Genomic DNA, 23,922 nt, shown 5'->3' with positions numbered 1-23,922 from the left:
TATCGCCTGGTTTATGAGAAACCTGGTGACGCCTGTTATCGCGAGGCTCTGTCATTCCTGCGAAAGCAGGAATCCAGCAGGCATTGCCTGTTCTTGGTAGGGCAGGAGCCCTGCGCTCCTGCAGAAACAGATTGGTGACGAAAACGAGATATTATATATAGAAGGTCCAATATACGATGTCATTATCTGATTTTGAAATCGGCAAGATCGCCGAGATTGTCGCTGGAAGAGTAGGGCAACAACTCGATGCTAAAGCGTTGCGACGGGTGGTTGATTCTGTTGTCGATGCGATGCAGAAACAGCAGGCGAACCCGGAGATCACAGGGGCAACCTGCGAAGTACCCCGTACCCCGGACCCAGAGGGACCGCACTCTAATCTGGACCTGAATCCAAAAGCGGAAAAAGGGGCTTCGCCCCCCCCGCCGTTACCTCCCGGAGAAGAGATGGTGAGCCAGCAGGGGGGATTGTATGAGCAGATCGAAAAAGTCGAAAAGACGCGTATTATTATTGCGTCCTTTGGCCAGGATCGCCCAGGGGTGGTGGCGGCAATTACGGCTGTATTAGCGGAGTTGAGTTGTTCGATTGAGGATATCTCGCAGACACTGATGCAGGAGTTTTTCTCGATGATTATGGTGGTCAACATCACGAATTGTACCATTGATTTCTCGGCCCTGCGAGATCGTATTCAGGCGACGGAGACCCAATTGGGCATGAAGGTGTACGTGATGCACGAAGACACCTTCCAGTATATGCATAGGATATAGGGACTCACTCTGCGAGGAATATGCTGAGTAGGTCGAAACTGTCTTCAGTTTCGACATTGGAGAGAAGAGATGAAGCTTGCTGGATTCCTGCCTCCGCAGGACTGACCGAGCTACGGGAACGACACAGAAAAACATGAGACTCTAAGTGAGCGACATATGCCATACGATCCGCAAGAAATAACCGAAACGATACACATGACCGAGGTGGCTCACCTCGATATCAGAACCGTCACACTCGGTATCTCCCTGCGTGACTGCGCCAGTCGTGACCCCAAGCGACTAGTCGCCAATATCAGAGAGAAACTACTGAAGACTGCCGAACACCATGTCAAGACGGTTGAGACTGTCTCATGCGAGTCCGGTATTCCTGTCGCAAATAAACGGATCTCCGTCACGCCAATCGCAATCGTCGCCGACGGGCACGATGTCGCAACTATGATATCAGTTGCGGAAACACTCGACCAATGCGCGGCAGAACTCGGGATTGATTATCTGGCGGGTTATAGCGCCCTTGTGCAAAAAGGTATGACGGTCGGAGATCGTAACTTGATAGAGTCTATCCCCCATGCCTTAGCAAACACCCAACGCGTGTGTTCCAGTGTCAATGTGGCCTCGACCAATGCCGGGATTAATATGGATGCTATCGCCCTGATGGGTCGCATCATTAAACAGACGGCGGAGAAAACCGACCAGGCAATCGGTTGTTGTAAGCTGGTCGTGTTCGCCAATGCGGTCGAGGACAACCCGTTTATTGCCGGAGCGTTTCACGGCGTAACCGAGCCGGAGACGGTGATCAATGTCGGTATCTCCGGACCGGGAGTGGTTCTTCATGCGGTAAAGAAAGCAGGGCAGTGTGATCTTGGGGCGTTGGCGGAAGTGATCAAGCGGACCGCTTTCAAAGTTACCCGTATGGGCGAGATGGTTGGTCGCAAGGTTTCTGAGAAATTGGGCATACCGTTCGGAATCATTGACCTGTCACTGGCTCCCACTCCCGCCGAAGGGGACAGCGTCGCGGACATACTCGAAGCAATGGGTCTCGAACGATGCGGTTGTCACGGCACGACGGCGGCTCTTATGATGCTCAACGACGCCGTCAAGAAAGGTGGACTGATGGCATCATCGTACGTCGGAGGTTTATCGGGTGCGTTTATTCCGGTGAGTGAAGATGCCGGCATGATCCGTGCCGTCGAGGCGGGGGCTATTTCGATTGAGAAACTTGAGGCTATGACCGCAGTTTGTTCGGTCGGGCTTGATATGGTAGCGGTGCCGGGAGATACACCAGCTGAGTCAATCGCCGGCATCATTGCCGATGAAGCTGCTATTGGTGTTGTGAATAACAAAACTACGGCGGTGCGTATTATTCCCGTGCCGGGTAAGATAGTTGGACAGTCGGTTGACTATGGCGGTCTGCTTGGGACGGCGCCGATAATGCCGGTGTCGAAATTTTCATCGCATCATTTCGTTGCTCGCGGGGGACGCATACCGGCGCCTTCAACGGGGATCAATAACTAGGCAGGCATTCTTGCCACTACCAAGGTTCTTATCCATGCTGAAAAAATCGTCTTTGATGTGAAAGAAAATCACATTACAGATGTATGAGTAGAAACAGTGCCACCAGCTTTGGGGGGCACACTACAAGCTGCATTACGATCTACGATTGGGGAGGTCAATTGTGAGCAAAATACCGTACGCATTACTGACATTAATCATCGTTTCCATGATGACAGGCTCGGCCTGGGGTGCCTCAGGAGCATTCAAGATAAGCGATTACATACCAGAGAAGTTCACCGATTTCCAGTGGAAGGTTGATGGCTCGGTGGGGATGTCGGGTGGCGATGCCACGAGTTTAGACAGTGCAACCAATCCGTATCAGGTGGTGTCGGATCGGACCAATGACAGTGATTCAAGGGGGGTTGACATTGGTTCGTCGATGAATTACCGCTACGAAACTCCACAGCGCTTTCTTACTACAGATATTGGGCTCTCACTGTCCGGAAACCGATCCTCCTCGAAGACGTCACAAACCTACACACAGTTTCTAGATAGCGATAGTCGGCACTCAGACAATTCTGCTAGTTCCTATTGGGGTGAATTGTCTGCTAATGCAGATGTCGGGCAGTATGTCTCCGGCGATTTCTTTGTTTCCTCCATATTCGATTTCCGCTATCAATACAACGAAATTCCCAATGATCACAGGAAGACAAAAGACGTCCACGATCTAAACAATTATGGCGGCTCTCGTCACCTCTTAGAAATAGTCAGATCCGAAGATCTGGATGTGGATGAACGGTCTGTAGCATTTGAAATCAGAGCCACTCCCGGCTGGGGTCACATGTACGAAGGAGGATATTCCTCCACTGCTATGTATTTGGTGGACGAACTACAGAAAGAAGGACTTCTAAGTGGTCAGGTTTCAACCGAGCATATGTTCACTCTGTGTGACACCATTTACCGGTACCGCCTTCAGCACTCCGTCGATAAGCGACTGCATCGGATCGAGGCGCTCAATGCCATTCTTTCATTCTTGCAAGCCAAAGGATACACTCCCGACATGGGGCCATACGGCTATCTCCTGGTGCAGGATGTCTGGGACTACTTCCCCAGATCAGGTCGGCGGTTCGGAAGCCGTATACGAGTTGGGATCGGTACAAGGTACATTCACGATTCCCGTCACATATCGTCAACAGAGCACAATGAAGCTCTTCGCACTCAATACCATCCAGACACCCCTAATGTCATTGATACCGTCTACATTAGTAGTTCAGATGTGGATAGCTATGAATATCAGAAGCACTTGGAAAACGACACTTACTTGACTGCAATGTTGGAGTATAGTGTCCCTTTCCGGCGTCAATGGCAGATTGATTTTAATGCCGTTGGTCACTACTATCTTCACTCGGAGGTTACTTACGAGGAAAGGCCCACCAATGACGTGGATACGACTACCAGGATCAACCGAGAGTACAACGATAGATACGATGTCTCTTTCTCGGGGATTCTGTCATATATTGTCAACTCCCGCACTACGCTGTCGACGCGATTGAACTACCGTCACAACCATGACCAGCTATCGTCGGATTTTCGCAGAGTATCTCGGGGGAGCCGCATATACATCACTGAGTATTGGTCGGGGGAGAGCAATCAATTCGACATTTCATCAAATCTAACCTACCGTCTATCGATTCCAACGTCTTTGTACGCCAGTGTTAAATATGGGTGGAATGACAGCGCAAGCGAGGATTTGTTTGGAGCAAATGAGTCCGATGGGAGCAAGTACAGCTTCTCCGTCTCACTATCGCACTATCTATACTAAACCGGCTTCGCCGGTTTGGGCTTTCTTTTTGATGTCGGTAGTGTATATTCCCAACGATGATTGAGAAAACACTCACAAGAATCGCAAGCGGTGACTTTTTCCTAATCGCCGGACCATGCGTGATCGAATCGGAAGCTCTTGTCCTGGAGATTGCCGAGCACGTGGCCGAGTTGGCCCGCCAACATGACATTCCATACATATTCAAGGCGTCTTTTAAGAAGGCCAATCGGACTTCAGGGTCATCCTTCACCGGTCATGGAATCGAACAAGGTTTATCTATCCTTAAAACTGTAAAAGACAGGCTCCGCCTGCCGGTGCTGACTGATGTTCATGAGACCACTGAAGTGGATCAAGTGGCCGAGGTTGTTGATGTTCTTCAAATTCCGGCTTTCCTGTGTCGCCAGACGGACCTCATTGTACGAGCTGCAGCCACCGGCAAATGGGTCAATATCAAGAAAGGTCAGTTTATGGCTCCCGAAGATATGGCCCATGTTGTTACCAAGGCTAACACTGACAAACTGATGCTGACTGAACGCGGAACGACGTTCGGATATCACAACCTGGTTGTCGATTTCCGGTCACTTCTAATTATGAAGCAACATGGTCTGACCGTTTTTGACGCCACCCATTCGCTTCAGAAACCCAGCGGAGCCGGTAAGGTCTCGACCGGCCAGCCGGATTATGTAATTCCGATGGCCAAAGCGGCAGTAGCGGTCGGGATCGATGGACTTTTTGTTGAGACGCATCCTGATCCGTCGTCAGCCCTCTCTGATGCCGGGGCGATGTTGCCTCTGGACAAGATGAGGGAACTACTGACTACCGTGATGCACGTACGCGAAGCAACTCAGCAGGAGAAATAGATGGCCAAGCTCTCACATGATGAATTCCGGGAACGGATAGGCAAAATCAAGTTGCTGGCGCTGGACGTGGATGGTGTGTTGACCGATGACAGCATTTTCTTTGGTCCCAGTGGTCTGGAGCTCAAGAAGTTCAATATCTCCGACGGTTTGTTTATTGTCCTGGCAATGCGAAGTGGACTGGAGATCGCCGTAGTATCCGGTCGGTATTCACCGGCTACCGATACGCGGATGAAAGACCTGGGGGTGAAGCATATCCTGCAGGCAAGAAAAGACAAGGTCAAGCAGATAACGCCGTTGCTGGAAGAACTTAAGCTCGACTTTGATCATATTGCCTTTGTCGGGAATGAGATATTGGATATCAGCCTGGCTGAGAAAGTCGGTCTTTCTATAGCAGTGGCTGACTCATCGTCTGAGCTGATAAAGGTTGTTGACTACGTGACCACCGCTCCAGGGGGTAAAGGAGCCGTGCGCGAGGTTCTTGAGGACTATTTTGATGCGATTGGCAAGAATACCAGAGACTTTTTGGTATGAGTGAACTAACACGACACGCGGCAGAAGTAATCCGGATCGAAGCCGAAGCTGTAGCAGCTTTGGCCGACAAGCTCAATGGACAATTTGATTTGGCCGTTGATGCCATCCTGAATTGTCGGGGACGGGTAATTGTTTCGGGGATGGGTAAGTCGGGTCTGATCGGCAAGAAGATCGCGGCTACTTTCAATTCGACCGGTATCTCTTCATTTTTCCTGCATCCGGCAGAGGCGATCCATGGGGATATGGGGTTAATCCGGAAAGAGGATGTGTTGATGTTGATCTCCAAATCTGGACGATTAGGGGAATCAGAGCTTGTGGTGGCTGCCGCTAAGCGTTTGTCGACTCCCGTTATTGTTCTATCCGGGACGCCTGATTCTGAGATGTCGCGACGGGCCAATATTGTCCTTGATTGTTCGGTGGCCGAAGAAGCTTGCCCAAATATCCTGGTACCGACTTCGTCATCAACGGCCGCACTGGTTATGGGCGATGCTCTTGCGGTAGCTCTGCTGAAAGCTCGTAATTTTGGTCCCAACGATTTCGCGCAGCTTCATCCGGGCGGGGCGCTGGGAATGCGTCTTCTGAAACGGGTGAGAGAACTGCATCATGAGGGCGACGAACTACCACTGGCAAAACCGGAAACAACTATGAAAGAAATGATTCTGGAAATGACCAGCAAGAGGTTGGGCTGTGTGGCGATGATCGATAAGGCCGGGTGCGTGGCAGGGATTTTCACCGATGGCGACTTGCGCCGTGTAGCCGAAGGCGGGGATGACTTCTATGATCTGACGGCTGCCGAGGTAATGATCAAGAATCCGAAATCAATCTCGGCCGACGCTATTCTTGATTCCGCGCTGGCTCTGATGGAGAAGCACGCCATCACGCAGCTTCCGACTGTGGACGACCAGAATCATTTGGTCGGCATTCTGCACCTGCACGATATTTTGAAGTCAAAACTGGTCTGACTATGCGGCTGGGCAAGAGGCTCAAGCGGGGCGCTATCTATTATCTGGCGATAGCAATGATAGCTATCCTGAATCTGGTGTCGCGTCGCGTATCACAGGCGGTGGGAGCCTGGATTGGCCTCATTGTCTGGAAGCTTTCAGGCCGTGACCAGTTCCGCATAAACCGCCATCTCACGATGGTATACGGCGACCGTCTGACCACAGCTGACCGTACCCGGATTGGCCGTGAGTTTTTTATTAACAGTGGCAAGAATCTGACGGATGTAGTCCGGTTTCAGAAGCATTTCGATGATTTCAAATCGCTTGTGACGGTGGAAGGGCTGGAACATTATCACGCTGCTTTTGCTGCGGGCAAAGGGATGCTGGGTATCACAGGTCATATTGGCAATTTCGAGTTGATGGCAGCTTATCTTGGTGCGGTGGGGTATCCGATTGCCGTGATTGGCCGCGAGATGTATGACCGGCGTCTGGATCAATTACTCGTAGCCAACCGAAAAGCATCTGGTCTGGCGAATTTCTCAACAAATGAGTCGCCGCGCACACTCCTGCGCTGGCTGGCCGGCAACGGCGGTATCGGGGTTCTGATAGACACTGACTCCCACCGAGTCCGTGGTGATTTTATCAACTGGTTCGGACGACCAGCCTACACTCCTATCGGTCAGGCTTTTCTGGGACTTCGAGCCGGGTCGGCTTTTGTCCCTATGGCCTGTGTCCGAATCGATGAAAACCGCTACAAGATTATTATCCGCCCCGCCGTAAGTATATCTCCAACAGGCGATAAGACCGCAGACGCCCGTGCCGTGACTCAGGCCTGCGTGTCCGAATTGGAGGCCATAATTGACCAATACCGGTCGCAATGGATCTGGCTGCACAACCGCTGGCACACCCGCCCGGAAAAAACCGCTTGACATTTTGCTGGAAACATCGTCTTTAGGCGCCGATATGCATACAAGGTAAATGGAGATCAGATGTTTTATAGATTTTTGACCGTTACATTATTGCTGCTTGTAGTACTGATTGGATGTTCCAATGAGTCTCCGTCAAACGGCAACACGAGTGCTGTCGATACTACCGGGCGGCCTGATTCCGAGGTCAGTGGAGCGCGGATAAACCTATACGATGGTGGTCGCGTGACTACTGAAATAGTCGCTGAGAAAATCACCCAGTTCGAAGCCCAGGATTCAACCATGGCCTACAACCTGGATATCCAAAGCTATGACTCCCTGGGGCAGTTGAACTCCGTAATTACCGGCGATTCGGCCCTTATCCGCGAACAGACCGGTCTGTTTGTCATTTATGGCCATGTAGTAGTGGCCACAGCCGATTCCACGCAGCTGGAAACCGAGCTATTGCACTGGAATCCGAAAACCGACCGTATCTACACTGATGCCTTTGTACGCATCATTCGACCTGACGCCATCGCCCGTGGCTGGGGTTTTGAAGCTGACCAGCGCATCAAAAGCTACAAAATACTGCACCGCGTTTCCGGCGAAGCCGACACCTACGAAAAGCCATAGGGTAGATCTCGGACCACGAATACACTTAATATTCCCTGTACCCCTCCGGTTGCGTTTCGCTTCTCGGGCCTGTATATTCTGCCAAACAGACATTATTGGCGGGATCCATGAATCGTTTTTTTGATTTCTCATCTACACAGTTGAAGTTCCTGGCTGTGATGACCTGTTCTGTAGTACTCCTGGGCGGATGGCTTCTGGTTAGAGCTGTGGGCACGCCCCAGAAAGACTCCCCGCCGTTTGAAGTGTTCCTGGGTGAAAACGAACAGATATTCACCGGTGTATTTGTGCTTGATCCCAATACTGCTCCAGCCGATTCTCTGGAACTGTTGCCGGGGATCGGCCCGGCGCTGGCTGATCGTATTGTTAAGTATCGCCAGAGTCATCGTTTCAACCATGAGATAGACATTACCAACGTCAAGGGCATTGGTGCCCGGACGTTCGAGAAGCTACGCCCATACTTACGGATAACAAGATAGTGTCACCCGAACGGACAAAAATCGGCGTAGATTGCCATGACGGTGTTTATCATGTCGCGCGGGTGGTTCACGGCCAGGGTCGCCCCAGCGTACAGGCTCTGGTACGCTACGAACGGAGCCATTTGAACGGCCACCACCTGTTGAAGGATGGCGACGTGGTTATGGCTGTGCCTGATGACCGGGTGATTGTCAAGAAGCTGCACCTCGAAACCGCCGGAGGAATAGACCTCGATACACGAGCACGTTTTGAGATGGCGCAATCGCTACTCGATGATGAATCCGACTATTCTTTCGATTTTGTTGACACCGGCCTGGAGAACTGGCAACTGGCTCTGGCGGTTCGCCTTCAAACAGTATTGGACGACATCATCAATCCCTTCTCCCACGTCGCAGGATTGTCCACTGTTCCAACCGGTCTGGCCCGGGCGGCTGGTCTGGGGTACGGGTATCTGACGTTCTGCCATCCTCATGGCGGCGAGTTGATTTGTCTGGTGGATGAGGCCGACGGTCTGGCATCGATATGTTTTGTACTCAACCAGTCTATCGTTGGACTCTCGCGTTTGAATACCAAACAGTTTGACCTATCTTCCCGAGCGGGACGAGAGAAGCTGGCTATAGAACTCAAGACGGTTATCAACTTCCAATTGGCAACATTGTTCAAGGATCGCATTACACTGCCAATGGCCGCGCTCCTGGTTTCCGGAAAGCAGCTTGGTGATGATGTCATGACCGAACTGGGGCGATATTTCACTGTTCCCGTAGCCAAACCTCGTTTCAATTCCGGGTTCTTCGCCGAGCCGAACAAAGCCGCTGAGCTACCGCTGGAGAACTATCTGGTAGCTCTCGGATTAGCCTCGGATAATTGATCTTGCCAAAATTCCCCTCTCAACATAAGTTGACGAGATACGCTTGCTAATTGTAGGCTATTGAGTTAATTACAGTGTGATCACAAAGAACAAAAAGAACCGTGCCGTCTATCCAGGGACCTTCGATCCCATAACCAATGGACATCTTTCTCTAATAGAACGAGCGTGTCATCTTTTCGGTGAATTGATCGTGGCTGTTGCCAAGAACGATGATAAGAACCCGTTGTTTGATTTTGACGAACGGATCAAACTGATTGAGCAGTCGCTTAGCCGGAAATCATTCAAGCGACAGGTGACAGTGGTTGGATTCGACGGATTGCTGGCTGATTTTGCCACCCAGAACAAGGCTCAGGCAATTGTACGTGGGTTGCGAGCGGTATCGGATTTTGAGATAGAGTTTCAGATGGCATTGATCAACCGCAAGCTGGCGCGGGATATCGAAACTGTCTTTCTAATGCCTTCGCTATCCTGGGTCTATTTGTCATCGACGATAGTCCGCGATATTGCTTTGCACGGTGGTGATATCGGCGGTTTGGTACCTTCTCCTGTGCGAACAGCCTTCAAACGGAAACAAGCTGACGTATGACAGCTCGGAATATGTTAACGAATGGTTTTGAATAATCGACTAAGGGAAAACAATATTGTCCAAGCAACAGGGAAAACAGAAGCAGGATGAAGCGACTCAGGAGGAGATTCAAATCCCTCTGGCCGAGTTAATTGGTAATCGCTACGACAAGGCACGGCAACTGCGCTCAAGTGGAACCAACCCCTATCCTTACCGTTATGACCGTGATCATCTGGTCAGCGAAGTTCTGGATCAGTTTGACCAATTAGCAGAATCGGAAACAGTTGTTAAACTGGCCGGTCGCATCATGCTCAAGCGGAAGATGGGCAAAGTCTTCTTTGCCGATCTCCATGACAGCACCGGCCGTCTTCAGTTATATGTAAAAATCAATAACGTCGGTGAAGATGCCTTTGGACTTTTCAATGATATTGACCTGGGGGATATCATTGGTTGCGAGGGGACGCTGTTTGTCACTCGCACGGGTGAGAAGACCCTCAGCGTCAGCAATTTCGAACTGCTCTGCAAAGCTCTTCATCCGTTACCGGATAAGCATGCTGGTCTGAAGGATGTCGAGACGCGCTACCGTCGTCGCTATGCGGATCTAATTGTTAATGCCGAAGTACGTGAAACATTTGTCAAACGTACGAAGATCATTGCAACTATCCGTGAGTTTCTCAATGGCCGGGATTTTCTTGAGGTGGAGACGCCTATTCTTCAGCCGATTTATGGCGGCGGTAACGCCAAACCATTTCGCACCCACCACGAGAAGCTCGATATGCAGATGTATCTTCGTATTGCCGACGAGCTTTATCTCAAGCGCCTTATTGTAGGTGGCTTCGATAAAGTGTGGGAGTTTTGCAAAGATTTTCGCAACGAAGGACTTGACCGTTCGCATAATCCTGAGTTCTCGATGGTGGAAGTGTACTGGGCGTACGCTGACTATCGTGATATTGCCGTGTTGCTGGAGGATCTTTTTCGGCACGTTGTTTTTGAACTTCACGGCGCATACAAACTACCCTATGACGAACACGAAATTGATTTCGAGCCGAAATTCAAGTGGATCTCAATGATCGATTCGGTCAAAGAAGCCACCGAACTTGATTTTATGACGATGTCCTACGAAGATGCCAAAGCAGCGGCGGTTAAGCTCGGGGCCGACGACACAAAATTGATCAACTGGGGAAAATGTGTCGAGGCTGTGTGGGAACTGAAGGTCGAGCCTAATCTGATCCAGCCGACTTTTATCACCGACTATCCGGTAGAAATCTCTCCCCTGGCGAAGAAACACCGGGAGGATGATCGCCTCACTGAACGGTTTGAATTGTTCATTGCCGGGCAGGAGATGGGTAACGCTTTCAGTGAGCTTAACGACCCCGTGGATCAGATGGAGCGATTCATGCAACAGGGCAAAGCGCTCGAAGCTGGTGATGACGAGGCGCAGCCGCTTGACGATGATTTCATCACCGCCCTGACCTACGGTATGCCACCGACAGGCGGACTCGGATTTGGCATTGACCGCATGGTAATGCTGTTGACCAATCAGCATACTATTCGCGATGTCATCCTGTTTCCGCAGATGAGAGACTTAAAGGACGGAACAGTGCCGGTTTCACAAATATTGGCACAGCTTGTTGAGAAGAAGAAGATTGAGAATTCATAGACGAGAGATTCAGAATCCATAAGGGAGGGTGATCTATGATGCCTTAAGCAGGGTTAGGGAAAAGAAGTACCGATATTTGTATTAGGAGATACTGATGAATATCTTTGTTGGCAATCTTTCGTTCGACGCGACCGAAGACGGTCTTCGTGAGCTTTTTGAGCAGCATGGTGAAGTGTCCTCGGCCAAGATCATTACTGATCGTTCAAGCGGCCGCTCACGTGGTTTTGCGTTTGTGGAAATGCCCGACGATAGCGCCGCACAGGCAGCAATCGATGGCATCAACGGCACTGAAATCGCCGGTCGCGAGGTCAATGTCAACCAGGCTCGTTCGCGCGAGGGTGGTCCGCGTGGTGGAGGTGGTGGCTATTAGTCGACCGTTTGGCTCCGGGCATATTATTGGATAGTCCGGTGTTCACGATAGAATTTAAGAGGCCGAAACCTTTGTGGTTTCGGCCTCTTGTTATTGTACGGATGGCTTTGCAAGATTAGGATATTAACCTTTGTTAAGTTTCTTCAACTGCTTCTTAAGTTCTTTGGCAAAGTCCTTGGCCACGTTCTCAAAGGTCTTGTCGCCTGACTCCCCCCAATCTGAAATTTTCCGCTTGAAATTACCGGCAAACAGAGTGATCCCGCTCTCGGTCTCAATAAGACGGAGTTCCACGGTTAGTATGGCACTACCCAATCCAAAGCCAATCATGAAGCGCACAAATCCGCTACCTTTTTTGAACTCAAGTATTGTTCCTTCAACCCGGTATTGGGCATCGGCGCTGAGATCTCCAACCGTTCCAAAAATCTCCTTCTTCGACAGTTCTTCTTCAAGGTAACCTCGGAACATGTCGATGTGTTCGATGGTTGGTTTATCTTCATCCTTGGTATCGAATGGAAGGCCATCGGTGATTTCACCGATTGTGCAGGCGGATGGCGGCCGGATTGGAGCCTCCAGGTCGTGCGTTATTTTGTATGGTTTGGTGCAACCCATGAATACTAGCAGGAGCCCCAGTAGAACCAATAGCGACATACGATGAAATGTTATCATAACAGTCCTCCTTACGTTGTGAATTGTCCGATAATGATCATCTAATCATGGCCACTAGACCAACCTTAAGATCGAATACAAGTGCTTGCTGGGTTCTGCCATACATGCCGTACTCGTTTGAGTCAGTCCCCACGATAACAAGATCCGCCGCAGCACGGGTATCAAGTCCCAGAGAGTTCGAGAACATGGTCACCAGCCCGCCACCCAAAGTGAAGGCAAACTTGCTCTGCGACTCATACGTCACGGCCCATATCTCATCCGTGCTGATATCAAGGGCAAGAATGCTACCGGAGAACGAATGACTGATAGCCCCTAAACCGGAATACAGGTAATACATCGTCTTGCTGCCCTCGACGTACCTGGGCCAGCTGTAGTATTCGGCAGACACGAAGTAACGCCAGACATCCAGACTCAGGTTATCTCTAATGGGCACCATCCCGGAACCGGAGAGCAGTTGGTCGGGATCATCTTCCATCCCTGATTTTGAGATCGTACCTCGAATTGCGATTTTTCTGGTTACCGGGACTACGATGTCAAAGCCATAACCCAAACCGGATTTGATTCCATCATAATAATCGGTGGCGGGGATACTGTAGTTGCCCCCCAGGCGGAAAGCCACTGAATATAGTGCTTTCTGGCCCTGCTTGTATTTCTCTGAGGTTTCGGATACCCATCCTGACTGTTTCTGGTCCACGGCTGTTTGACCACCCGAGTCTATTGGCTGCGTCTCTTGGCGAGTTTGACTCTTTGCGGCGGCTCCGTAGCCGGGCCCCAGCAGTATTTCGGTAATGTCGCTTCCATCAGCGTTATAAATCCCGGCAATCTCGGTGAAGCTAATATTGCGCTTCTTTCCATCCTCGTTAAAAGTAATAACCTTATAGACATCGTCGATTTTGAATGAAATGCTTTCGAAAATCGTTCCGTCGGTCAACTCCAGTTGGTAAACAGTTACCGCCTGAATTTCCGAGCAGAACAGTGCGATCACCAATAACAGCGACAGGCACAAACTTAATGTTCCCGAAAAACAATGCTTCATGAATACCTCCCCACAAGATGTTTGCAAAAGTATATGGAATTGCGCCCGACAAATCAAGCCCATCCTTGATCCGGCTTGCCCCGTCCGGCATAATGTGTATATTCCCACAACAGAAATTGGGTCGTTATTGACAGGCGGCAATCGAATAGCTGCCACACGGAGGAATCATGGACTACCGCATTGAAACAGATACAATGGGCGAGATGAAAGTGCCGGCCGACAAATACTATGGCTGTCAAACCGCACGCTCAATACAGAATTTCCGCATCGGCGGCGAAAGAATGCCGCGTGAACTCATTCGCGCTCTGGGTATTCTCAAGAAAGCCGCCGCACAGGTCAACACGGAATTGGGAACTCTGCCCAAAGAGAAATGTGATCTTATCGTGAAGGCCGCCGACGAAGTCATCAACGGCAAGTTGGATGAACATTTCCCGCTGGTCGTCTGGCAAACCGGTTCGGGTACTCAGACCAATATGAACTCCAACGAAGTGATAGCAAACCGCGCTATCGAATTAGCCGGCGGCGAAATGGGTTCAAAAAAGCCGGTCCACCCCAACGACGATGTCAACAAAGCTCAATCGTCCAACGATACTTTTCCAACCGCGATGCACATCGCCGCTGTCGAGGAAATCCACCGGCGACTGATCCCGATGGTTACTAAGTTACGTGACACGCTGGAAAAAAAATCCAGCGACTTCGATAACATCATCAAGATTGGTCGTACACATCTGATGGACGCCACACCGCTAACACTGGGGCAGGAGTTCTCCGGCTATGCGGCGGCACTTACGCTTGGTCTGGACCGGATCAATGACTGTCTCAAGCGTCTCTACCCGTTGGCTCTTGGCGGAACGGCTGTCGGCACCGGTCTCAATACGCATCCTGATTTTGCTGTGAAGTCGGCGGCGGCGATAGCCAAAATAAGCGGCCAGCCGTTTGTCACCGCGCCCAATAAGTTTGAAGCGCTGGCGACGCATGATGCTATCGTCGAGGCCTCGGGCGTTATGAAAACTCTTGCCTGTTCCTTGATGAAGATCGCCAACGATATTCGTTTTCTCGCTTCCGGTCCACGTTGCGGTATCGGTGAACTGGTCCTGCCAGCCAACGAACCGGGGTCTTCGATCATGCCGGGTAAGGTCAACCCGACCCAGTGTGAGGCTATGACAATGGTCTGCGCACAGGTTATGGGCAACGACGTGGCCGTAAATATCGGCGGCGCGACGGGTCATTTCGAGCTTAATGTATTCAAGCCGGTGATGATCTTCAACCTGCTTCAGTCGATTCGGCTGCTGGCCGACGCCTGTGATATGTTTGACCTGAACTGCGCGGTTGGGATTGAGCCCAACGAAGTGAACATCAAGAAGAACCTGACCAACTCTCTCATGCTGGTCACCGCCCTTAATCCACATGTGGGTTATGACAATGCGGCCAAGATCGCCAAGACAGCTCATGCTGACGGCAGTACGCTCAAGGAAGCGGCCATGAAACTGAAGCTGTTGACGGCGGAAGAGTTTGATGAGAAGGTTCGTCCAGAGAAGATGATCGGGCCGAAGAAGTAGACCGCAACAGAATAGCTAATGTACCCGGCAGACGGTGACGTCTGCCGGGTATAATTCCATAAGCAACACTCAATGTGCAGTCACTATGACAGTTCCCCCGCTGTTTCTTGATATTATCTTGCCGTAGCATGTATAAGCAATATATTGCCGACAGAATGCTACTGTGACCCTATGAAGAAACTGACTCGCTACATATTGAGGGAGCACATTGCTCCGTTCCTTTTTGCCTTTATGGCAATCACGTTTCTATTGGTGATCGACTATGTGCCGAAGATCATTGATCATGTCATTGACAAGGATCTGTCGATCTGGGTCGCATTGGAGCTGGTCTTTTTCAACCTGGCCTGGATGCTTGCCCTCTCGGTACCGATGTCGGTTCTGGTGGCGGTTCTTATTGCTTTTGGCCGCCTCACATCGGACTTCGAAATAACGGCTATCAAATCTTCCGGTATTCACCTGATGCGGGTCATAGCCCCTTTGATGGTTGTGGGGTGTGTTTTGATGGTGGGTATGATTGAGTTTAATGATCGCATTCTTCCTGACCTTAACAAACGTGCCCGGTTGCTGTGGGGGGACATTGCTGCCATGCGGCCTACTCTGGTATTCCGGTCCGGTGTGTTTATCTCCGACATTCCCGGCTATCTGGTGCTGATTGATAAGGTTAATCATACGACTTCCCGCGTTGAGGGTGTACGCATCACTGACACCAGGAACGCTACCAAACCCCAGATAGTGGTCGCGGAGTATGGGTTTCTCGAAAGCACTGACAACGGCATGAATATGCAGTTCACCCTTCACAATGGAGAGATCCACAAGCTCGATACCGAGGAGCCGGCCAACTATCGACGGATGGCATTCGACAAGCATGTTCTAAACGTCGCTGGACCTGGAACCGAGTTGAAGCGGACCGCTCAGGATTACCGCACCGACCGGGAAATGCCCATTGATCAAATGCAGGCGACTGTGGATCGGGCGCTGGCGACAATTGGACCTTTCGAGGAAAAGATTACCAATCAGCTTGGGCGACGGTTCGATTTTCTTTTCTCAGACAGTTTGGCTCCCCCCGTTGATACAACTATCGATGATATTGCTGCATTTGAACGAATACAAAGGCAGGCAGCTAACCAGTACAAGGTGGTCCAGCGCAGTCGGCAGCAGATCGCAGCCCAAACCAAGCTGGTGAACAAGTTTACAATTGAAATTTACAAGAAATACTCAATCCCGGCAGCATCGCTGGCCTTTATCCTTATCGGTGCGCCGTTGGCAGTTATCTCCCGCAGAGGTGGGATGGGGGTGGCTATCGCTATTTCCATCGGCCTCTTTGTTCTCTACTGGGCTTTTTTGATTGGCGGTGAGGACCTGGCTGACCGTGGGTTGGTACCGCCATTCTGGGCGATGTGGAGCGCTAATTTCCTTCTTGGTGGGATTGGCCTATTCCTCATCTACAAGGTTGTTACCGAAAAACCGATTTTCTCGTATTTCCACCGGGCTGATACCGGGAGCGATAATGAAAAAGATTGACCTGTACCTGTTGAAATCTTTTTTCGCTTCCCTTCTGGTGGTGACGATTGTGTTCGGACTGACAATCATCATTATCAATATCATTGAAGAGTTACGTGATTTCGTAGACCACGATGTGCCGTTGCTCACGATTGTGGAATACTATTCCTACTGGGGCGGGTGGGTACTCAAATCATTTCTACCCATGTTCATTCTTATCGCTACCCTTTTCTCGGTGTCAATCATTGCTCGACGTAACGAAATGCTGGCAATGAAGTCCTCCGGGCTATCGCTCTATAGAATCGCGGCGCCTTATGCGGTGGCCGCGCTGTTGTTGTCGGGGGCGCATTTCTACTACAATGAGTACATCTATCCTCCGGCCAATATGCGACGACTGGAGATCAAGGAGTATGTCATTGAGAAACGTTCCCGAGCGTCGGATGCCCAGGTCTCAAATGTTTATCGCCAGGTTCGTCCGGGGTATTTCTATACTATGAGTCGGTTCAATGCTGATCGTCGGGAAGGGCGCGACCTAAGTGTGTACATCACCGAAAACAACCGCCTCGCCAGAATCATCACAGCCCCCACCGTTATGTATCGCGAAAACCGATGGATTGCTCGTAATGGCACAGAGCGGATTTTCTCCGAAACCATCGGGGAAACATACCAGGAGTTTGACATCTTATATCTCCAAGATATTCAGGATAAACCGAAAGACCTCGCCAAACGGATCGGCAAACCTGAAGACATGGGTATCGAAGAACTCAAGCAGTACATTGACTTGATGAAAAGGGTCGGTGGGCCATATGCGCGGGAGGCGGTTGATCTGGGTATCAAGTATTCATACCCGCTGTCATCGTTTATCGTTGTACTTATGTGCATTCCGTTTGCTTCCAATCCTCGACGCGGGGGGATTGCGGTTTCGGTGTCGGTCGGGGCGCTGATATCGCTGGCGTATTTCATAATGTTTCGCATTCTCCAGTCGGTTGGTTACAACGAAAAAATACCCCGCGAGTTGGCAATCTGGGGGGTGAATGGTTTTTTCCTGTTGATTGGAATATTCTCTATGCTCAAGGCCAGAAAATAGTGCCCGACTCCGGCCACAAGCAGAACCGCAAACTCTGGAACGAGATTGCTGATGTTCACTACTATCACCCGGGCTATAAGGTCAAAGAGTTCCTACAGGGTCAATGCCCTCTCAAATCGTTAGAACTATCAGCACTGGGGGATGTGACTGGAAAAAAGCTGCTGCATCTGTTCTGTCATTTTGGAAAGGACAGTCTGGCCTGGTCGCGACGCGGTGCGATTGTCACCGGCGTAGATATCTCTGACCGCTCGATTGAGTTGGCCAACCTACTGAAAAATGACGCCCATCTCAAAGCCGAATTTGTGCGATCTGATGTGCTCGAACTGATCGGGAAAATCGACGACCGTTTCGATATTATCATTCAAACCTACGGGACACACTGCTGGATTTCCGATCTGGATCGTTGGGCTGAAGTTGTGGCGCACTACCTTCTGAAGGGCGGGACGTTTCTCATTGTCGATATCCACCCGATGAGTAATGTTATGCTTGAAGAAGGGTTGTCGTATTTTGATACCGAGCCGCAACGGTATGCCGGTGAGAAGGATTATTGTGATCGCGAATATACCATAGAAGAAGATTCCGTCGAATATCCGCATACATTAGCTGACATGATCAATGCGTTGATTAGAGCTGGCCTGACGATAGAGCAAGTCGAGGAATACAACAAGTTGTGCTACGCCCGCGAGGAAGACTGGAACGAGAAAGACGGTTACTACTATCCACCCGACGGCCCGACGCCGTATCCTCTGATGTTTCTGATCAAGGCGAAGGGGTAGGGGGAGATTCGCGGAACCGCAAAAGGGAGCCTTGGTGCAATTACTCGTTGGTTTCGAACTGACGGGCCGAGTCTCAAGATTCTGGTCTCGGGGGGATTTTGTTGTTGCTTTTTCGCGTGAGATCGCTAACTTGGTTCATTCTAAGGGACTGGCCAAAGGGAGAAATCTCGTTGGGTTGTTGGAGTAGCGTAACAAACCGAATGTCAATGGCTTATGAAGCCGGGGGCACATTGAGTACTTGCCATGGTGAACGGTCGATGTTGACAGTAGGCTTCTGTCCGATAAACAAACAGAGAGCCAATTGTCAAGTTTCGGTTGCAAATAACCGATTTTATTTGTATAATGGTAATGATAGCAAGGGCGTAGGGAAACACGACCGATTGCACTGTCGGATTCCTCCCCCTTTTAATTCTCTAACCGCTGACGGAACGCGTTGCTTGACTGGGCACCTTGGTGATCCGGACCGCGGGAGTGAAGATGGCTTCAGGCTCAACAGCTTTACAGACTCAGTACTCTGCTCCAGCCGGAGACACGTACGACCTTTCCACGGAGGACACCAGTACGAGCAGTGGCCCTACCGGCTACATCGATTCCACGGGGGTACTACCGTTGCTTGAGACTTTGGAAACCAGACTGAAACTACTTGATGCCCGACTGTATGGCCAACTCCAGAGGTTGGACGGACACATCAGGGAAATAACTGAGGGCTCTCCCAAGCCAAAGTTCATGGCCAAGAACGGATGGGAGCATGCGAAGCGCATGTTTGTGTTTCTTGCTCCGATTGAGGCCCGATTGAAGGTAAGGCTTTCAGCTGTTGAGTTGTTCGTCTTGTGTTCGGCAGTTTACTTGCACGATGTTGGAATGTATTGCTATTTCTACATGCGCGACTATGAGGCGGACAAATTCGAATCAGCGGTTTTCGAGAAGTTGGAAAAGACTCAATGTGCGTATCTCTATAACGAACATGCTAACTTCTCAGAGAAGTATATCAGGGAAGCACACGAAGGCAAGACCAAAGTGTTCCCCGATCTGTCTCAGGCTTTGAAATCAATAGATAGCGCCTACTATGTTGCGGCAATTGCCGGACTTCACAAGAGTTACTGGCCTGTAGCAGCCTCCTGGACTCCTTCGGGTATTAGAATGAGACTCCTCAAGGCATTACTTCAGCTGGCAGATGCGGGTGATGTGACCAATAAGCGAGCCGTAGAGAAAAACAGGAAAGAGACTCCCGATATCAGCTTTGATACCTATTGGAAGTTCCTCTACGTGGACGGTCCGGTTTGCCAAGAGCGTGAAGGTTTACTTCTTTGTTACTTGTCATATCGTATACCTTCCGATTTCAAGGCCCACTTTGAAAGCTACTCGAGAATAATGGAAGCGCGGTATCAGAGACGTCCACTGGATTGCGTTGAAGTAATAAGGGAGTATGGTGCCCCAGTTGACGTTGTCGCGGGAATTGTCGATTCACCGGTCATCGACGACCAGCTCGTTATGATGCCCCCCGAAGTAATCGCCGTAATCAAGGAGAGACGAAATGCGCCAACATGGGAAGAGAAGATGGAGGAGCATCTGAGGCGTGCCGGGAGCCAGGAGTTCCAAACCAGCCATGAACTCGTCGCATTGGAGTACTTGAAGGCGGGAGAGGCCGCCGCGGAGATACCTGACCATAACCTCGCCCTAAGGCACACTGAGCAAGCTTTGCAGCTACTTGACGAAAAGGCACGCCCCGAAAACAGGCTGAAGGCTCTTGAAATGGCAGCCTACTTGTGCGACGTATTGCAGCTTTCGGAGAAGGCTGGCACTTACTGGGGTAAGGCTGTTACGGTTGCGTCCAATGCGGTCAAAAACGACCAAATGAAAGATGTCAGACTTGCTGCGCTTTGCGAAAGAGAATCCGAGCACTTGGTGAAGACCGGGCACCATGATAAGGCTGCCAAAGCGTACAGCGCTCTCTGCGCGGGCTTTGAAAGTAAGAATGACTTCGAATCGGCAAGGAACTGTATCAATCTTGCCGCGAGGAGTTTCTCATCAGCTGGAGACAAGCAGGGCGAACTGGAGTCACTTGACGCTCTTGCGAGGATATCACGAGATAGAGGGAACCGGGAGGTGCTCGAGTGCTTGGAGGATCTCCTGCTTGCGAGGATCAAGCACTATGAGCCGAATTGGCTAGGACCCTTGGATTGGCTCGGAGATTCTTCCGTAATGCAAGAGGTTTTCCGTCTGTGCGATGAAATATCCGTGAGCGACGGTGAGGCGTACGCAATGAAGAAGAAGGTTTGCGGAAAGCTAATCACCCAGATGACAAAATACGGTAATGATGACAGATTATCGGATATACGAAAGCTACAGGTCGGACTAAGCGCTCAGGGAAACTGGACTCTCAGGTTTTGGGGTGGCCTGACCAGATATGGAGAACACATCTGGTGGGTAATGCTTGCGAGTGCTGCCGTGATTCTTGCGTGTGCGTGCGTTTACGCCCTTTTCGGTTGGGTAACGGTTGACCACAGACAGGTGGATTTCTTGCATACACTGATATTCAGTTGCACTAAGTTCTGCTCAATGGACAGCACCGCCTATCGACTTGCTTCTTATTGGCCCGCGCAGCTTCTTGCCGTGATAGAGGTCATCTGTGGCTATATTGCACTCGGCCTGTCCATATCTGTACTTGTGCAGAAGACCTCGTTACGTTCTAACTAGCAGTTAATCCGTATGAAGTCGGAAGGCTCCCGTGACGGGCTCTGTTCCATCGAGTCTCTCGCAGTAGTCTAACTATTCCTCATCATTAGTCTGCTTCTGCTGGCAGCTCTGGATTACGGCTTCAAATTTACCGTCTATGTGCTGAAGATACCATTCATCAATGAGCGATCTCTTGAACCGCCACTCTTTGCCCAATTTCGCGGCTGGGATCCGTTTCTCCTGCGCCCAGGTATATATCGTCTGCGGCTTGACTTTCAGGTAACGAGCTACTTCTTCGAGAGTCATGATGTCCGTCTTCACAGTGTGTCGCCTCCCAGATAATCACGCTCGAACGATTGTAGCGTTGTATCGGCCGCGGTGCCATCGTCAAGACGATACATGCCGCTCGAAGGGGAGTAGGTTTGGGGTGGTTGATCAATGTCGTCGAGGAGTTGTCGGGCTGAGTAGATCAGGGCTGTGTAAAAATTCCCTTCGTAGGCGCGGAACAACGCAAACGGCTGGCCGCGATCACCCAGGAACGGTCGCAGGTTCCAGGCCAGTTGAATCGCCACAAAAGCCAGAATAACAACCCAGAAACGAAACACCACCACACCAGTCTGAGGGTAGACTGATTTTTTCTCGCAGGAGAATTTCAAAGCATCGACAACGGTTTTCATCCCGAACGCCCCCGACAGAACGAAAATCAGGATGTGCAGCAGTTGCAGGAAATAGTAGTTGCTGCCGGTGAGCAGGAAGATGATCACAATCGGCGAGAACGAAACCATGATGGCCGAGGTGAGCACAAACCCTGACAGGATGATCGACACCATCTGCAACAGCCGCAGCCGCGACCCGAGAATGAACTGGATAATGAAGAGGGCGGGAAAACATATTATCAGCGCGAGTGTAAACAACACGGCCACTTTCCCTCCCGCCACGACCGCCTGAAGAGCGCTGTGGTAGCCACCCATGACTGCGCCATAGAGAAAGGCAAACAATATCAGCATGAGGTACTGTTTGAGTATCCGCCCTGTCGCCCCATCCTCGTTGGTAATCCTGGTGAAATATTCCTCGGTGTTGTGGAGCGTGGGGAAATAGTCGAGTATCGAGTTTTTGGTATCGCTCATAGCAACCTATCCTTGTTTTATTCGGTTCTATGACTAATATCGGTATTTGATACTGTTATGTCAAGGATATTATTGTTTGTTTATGTTTGTCTGGATTTTTCAGGATTGGGGTGATGCTGGGTGCGATGGATTTTGAAAAGTTGATGTCGCGCTCTTCGGCAATCAGGGAAGACTAATTAAACCGGAAGACCAGGGAAATTTACGACCAATGCGACAGGTAATGGTGAATCAGAAGAAAACGCCAGCCCACTATCTGTGGACTGGCGTTGATTTTGTCAGATAACTGTTAGATGCCGCTAAATTGAACATCCTTGAAGTACATTGATGGGCGACGCCACGAAGAGTAGACCCACTCGTCGTTGCCCATCTCCTCCAATTGATTCCAGATATCGACCAGGATTCCGGAGATGTTCATCTCGTTGACCGGGTGCACGACCTGACCGTTTTCGATCAGTTTGCCCATGATGCCGTAGGAGAAATCACCGGTGAGCGAATTGGAATTGCCGCCGATAAAACCGGTCACCAGGATGCCCCTCTCGAGGCCTTTCACCATTTCGTCAAGGGAGCGGTTACCCAATCCGAAAGTCAGGTTGGTCGATGAGCCGACGGTTGGTTCCAGCCCCATCTTGCGACCGTAATACCAGTCGATATAGTAGGACTTCAGAATGCCTTTATCGACGATAGTACGCTGTTTTGTAGCGATGCCATCACCATCGAATAACCTCGAACCGAGGCCGCTCTTGATGAAGGGATCGTCAATCATCGTGAGTTTGTCGGAGGCTATTCTCTCGCCCTGTTTGCCATCGAGCCAGGAGTTTTTTTGCTGCAAAGACGACGCCTGCATGGGGCCATAGAGCGGATAGATGAATCGTCCTGCAGTTCGGTTTTCGATAATCATGTCATACGTGCCGGACTCGATCTTCTTCTGGCCGAGTTTGCCCAGGGCGCGATTGACGGCGTTGATACCGAGCTGCTCGGGAGCGGGCATGTCCTTCAGGAATCGAACCGTTCTCCAGTCCCAATCCTCGGGTCGATTGTCCCCGTCCCCTTTGACGGTTGCCTCGGCCCCGGCCGAAAAACTGGTCCCGCGACGTACTCCCTCGAAGCCGTTACTGTGCACCTTAACCGATTCATAAAGCGAATCGTTGAACCCGGTGGTGCAGGAGATAAGGCGGTCGCTGTGACCCAGAGCGGCGTCTTCAATCGCGGTAGCGATCCTGATCCTTTCATCGGAAGTGACCGACTCATACGCTTCGTCATACACCTGCAGGTCGATATCCTCCCTACCGGTATAGTGTTTAGGGTCGGGCAGGGTGCGGAACTCATCTTCGCTGAGATACTTCGTCATCGCCACCGCTTCACTAATAAACCGTTCCAACGATTCCTTGCGGAGATCATTGGTCGTATGCGCCGAGTAGCGATGGTTGGCGTAGATACTGAGACTAAGCGAGTTCTGAACCGATTCGTTGAGTTCTTCAAGCGTACGATCTCTAAACTGTACGCTCACATCTCGAGAGTTGCTGAGATTGACGGCGGCCTCATCGGCACCGTTCTTATTGGCTTCTGTGGCTACCCAGTGGGCCAGAGCCAGTCTTTCCTTACTATTCATGA

General features: G+C 50.7%; 23 protein-coding genes. 18 read left to right on the top strand and 5 right to left on the bottom strand.

Annotated elements, in window-relative coordinates:
• Positions 1–443: 443 nt before the first annotated feature.
• The 13 genes from KOO62_10320 (at position 444) to KOO62_10260 (ending at position 11,884) form a co-directional block, all read left to right on the top strand.
• Positions 444–764 carry an ACT domain-containing protein gene (locus KOO62_10320; protein MBU8934387.1) on the top strand — a complete coding sequence of 107 codons (321 nt, stop codon included), beginning with the start codon at positions 444–446 and terminating at the stop codon, positions 762–764.
• 156 nt (positions 765–920) lie between these two features.
• Positions 921–2,276: a PFL family protein gene (locus tag KOO62_10315; protein ID MBU8934386.1), complete on the top strand. Its 1,356-nt coding sequence runs from the start codon at positions 921–923 to the stop codon at positions 2,274–2,276.
• 160 nt (positions 2,277–2,436) lie between these two features.
• Positions 2,437–4,077, top strand: coding sequence for a hypothetical protein (locus tag KOO62_10310; protein MBU8934385.1), 1,641 nt, complete (start codon positions 2,437–2,439; stop codon positions 4,075–4,077).
• A 56-nt stretch (positions 4,078–4,133) separates the two neighbouring features.
• Entirely contained in the window at positions 4,134–4,937 is an 804-nt protein-coding gene (kdsA, locus tag KOO62_10305) for a 3-deoxy-8-phosphooctulonate synthase (protein MBU8934384.1), read from the top strand.
• Positions 4,938–5,468 carry an HAD hydrolase family protein gene (locus tag KOO62_10300; GenBank protein MBU8934383.1) on the top strand — a complete coding sequence of 177 codons (531 nt, stop codon included), beginning with the start codon at positions 4,938–4,940 and terminating at the stop codon, positions 5,466–5,468. It begins immediately after the preceding gene.
• Positions 5,465–6,430 carry a KpsF/GutQ family sugar-phosphate isomerase gene (locus KOO62_10295; GenBank protein MBU8934382.1) on the top strand — a complete coding sequence of 322 codons (966 nt, stop codon included), beginning with the start codon at positions 5,465–5,467 and terminating at the stop codon, positions 6,428–6,430. Before KOO62_10300 ends, KOO62_10295 begins: the two co-directional genes overlap by 4 nt.
• A 2-nt stretch (positions 6,431–6,432) precedes the next feature.
• Entirely contained in the window at positions 6,433–7,338 is a 906-nt protein-coding gene (locus KOO62_10290; GenBank protein ID MBU8934381.1) for a hypothetical protein, read from the top strand.
• A gap of 60 nt (positions 7,339–7,398) precedes the next feature.
• Positions 7,399–7,947, top strand: coding sequence for an LPS export ABC transporter periplasmic protein LptC (gene lptC, locus KOO62_10285; GenBank protein MBU8934380.1), 549 nt, complete (start codon positions 7,399–7,401; stop codon positions 7,945–7,947).
• Positions 7,948–8,054: 107 nt separating this feature from the next.
• A complete protein-coding gene (locus KOO62_10280) occupies positions 8,055–8,423 on the top strand; it encodes a helix-hairpin-helix domain-containing protein (GenBank protein MBU8934379.1) in 369 nt (122 codons plus the stop codon).
• A complete protein-coding gene (locus KOO62_10275) occupies positions 8,423–9,289 on the top strand; it encodes a hypothetical protein (GenBank protein MBU8934378.1) in 867 nt (288 codons plus the stop codon). The genes KOO62_10280 and KOO62_10275 overlap by 1 nt, the downstream gene beginning before the upstream one ends.
• 79 nt (positions 9,290–9,368) lie before the next feature.
• On the top strand, positions 9,369–9,875 hold the full coding sequence (gene coaD / locus KOO62_10270) for a pantetheine-phosphate adenylyltransferase (protein ID MBU8934377.1): 507 nt from the start codon (positions 9,369–9,371) through the stop codon (positions 9,873–9,875).
• 55 nt (positions 9,876–9,930) lie between these two features.
• A complete protein-coding gene (gene lysS, locus KOO62_10265) occupies positions 9,931–11,514 on the top strand; it encodes a lysine--tRNA ligase (protein MBU8934376.1) in 1,584 nt (527 codons plus the stop codon).
• Positions 11,515–11,608: 94 nt separating this feature from the next.
• Positions 11,609–11,884 (top strand): RNA-binding protein, encoded by a 276-nt coding sequence (locus KOO62_10260; protein MBU8934375.1) that lies wholly within the window; start codon positions 11,609–11,611, stop codon positions 11,882–11,884.
• A gap of 123 nt (positions 11,885–12,007) precedes the next feature.
• Here the strand turns inward: KOO62_10260 and KOO62_10255 are convergent, their stop codons facing one another.
• A complete protein-coding gene (locus KOO62_10255) occupies positions 12,008–12,550 on the bottom strand; it encodes a DUF4410 domain-containing protein (protein ID MBU8934374.1) in 543 nt (180 codons plus the stop codon).
• A 37-nt stretch (positions 12,551–12,587) separates the two neighbouring features.
• Entirely contained in the window at positions 12,588–13,586 is a 999-nt protein-coding gene (locus KOO62_10250) for a hypothetical protein (GenBank protein MBU8934373.1), read from the bottom strand.
• A 167-nt stretch (positions 13,587–13,753) separates the two neighbouring features.
• Between KOO62_10250 and fumC the strand changes: the two genes are divergently transcribed.
• The 5 genes from fumC (at position 13,754) to KOO62_10225 (ending at position 21,205) form a co-directional block, all read left to right on the top strand.
• Positions 13,754–15,145: a class II fumarate hydratase gene (gene fumC / locus KOO62_10245; GenBank protein ID MBU8934372.1), complete on the top strand. Its 1,392-nt coding sequence runs from the start codon at positions 13,754–13,756 to the stop codon at positions 15,143–15,145.
• Positions 15,146–15,316: 171 nt separating this feature from the next.
• A complete protein-coding gene (locus tag KOO62_10240; GenBank protein ID MBU8934371.1) occupies positions 15,317–16,666 on the top strand; it encodes an LptF/LptG family permease in 1,350 nt (449 codons plus the stop codon).
• Positions 16,653–17,732 carry an LptF/LptG family permease gene (locus KOO62_10235; protein MBU8934370.1) on the top strand — a complete coding sequence of 360 codons (1,080 nt, stop codon included), beginning with the start codon at positions 16,653–16,655 and terminating at the stop codon, positions 17,730–17,732. The genes KOO62_10240 and KOO62_10235 overlap by 14 nt, the downstream gene beginning before the upstream one ends.
• The gene (locus KOO62_10230) at positions 17,732–18,508 is read left to right on the top strand and encodes a class I SAM-dependent methyltransferase (protein MBU8934369.1); all 777 of its coding nucleotides are present in this window, start codon (positions 17,732–17,734) and stop codon (positions 18,506–18,508) included. Before KOO62_10235 ends, KOO62_10230 begins: the two co-directional genes overlap by 1 nt.
• 477 nt (positions 18,509–18,985) lie before the next feature.
• Entirely contained in the window at positions 18,986–21,205 is a 2,220-nt protein-coding gene (locus KOO62_10225; GenBank protein MBU8934368.1) for a hypothetical protein, read from the top strand.
• 72 nt (positions 21,206–21,277) lie between these two features.
• Here the strand turns inward: KOO62_10225 and KOO62_10220 are convergent, their stop codons facing one another.
• From KOO62_10220 to KOO62_10210, 3 genes are all read right to left on the bottom strand, one after another.
• The gene (locus KOO62_10220; protein MBU8934367.1) at positions 21,278–21,505 is read right to left on the bottom strand and encodes a helix-turn-helix domain-containing protein; all 228 of its coding nucleotides are present in this window, start codon (positions 21,503–21,505) and stop codon (positions 21,278–21,280) included.
• Positions 21,502–22,311 (bottom strand): hypothetical protein, encoded by an 810-nt coding sequence (locus KOO62_10215; GenBank protein ID MBU8934366.1) that lies wholly within the window; start codon positions 22,309–22,311, stop codon positions 21,502–21,504. The genes KOO62_10220 and KOO62_10215 overlap by 4 nt, the downstream gene beginning before the upstream one ends.
• Before the next feature lie 286 nt (positions 22,312–22,597).
• Positions 22,598–23,920, bottom strand: a complete 1,323-nt coding sequence (locus KOO62_10210; GenBank protein ID MBU8934365.1) for a TldD/PmbA family protein — start codon at positions 23,918–23,920, stop codon at positions 22,598–22,600.
• Positions 23,921–23,922 lie beyond the last annotated feature (2 nt).

It is taken from the genome of Candidatus Zixiibacteriota bacterium, assembly GCA_019038695.1.
Classification (GTDB): Bacteria; Zixibacteria; MSB-5A5; order GN15; family FEB-12; genus B120-G9.
Note: the sequence above shows the minus strand (reverse complement) of the source record. Positions and strands in the feature narration are given on the sequence as shown.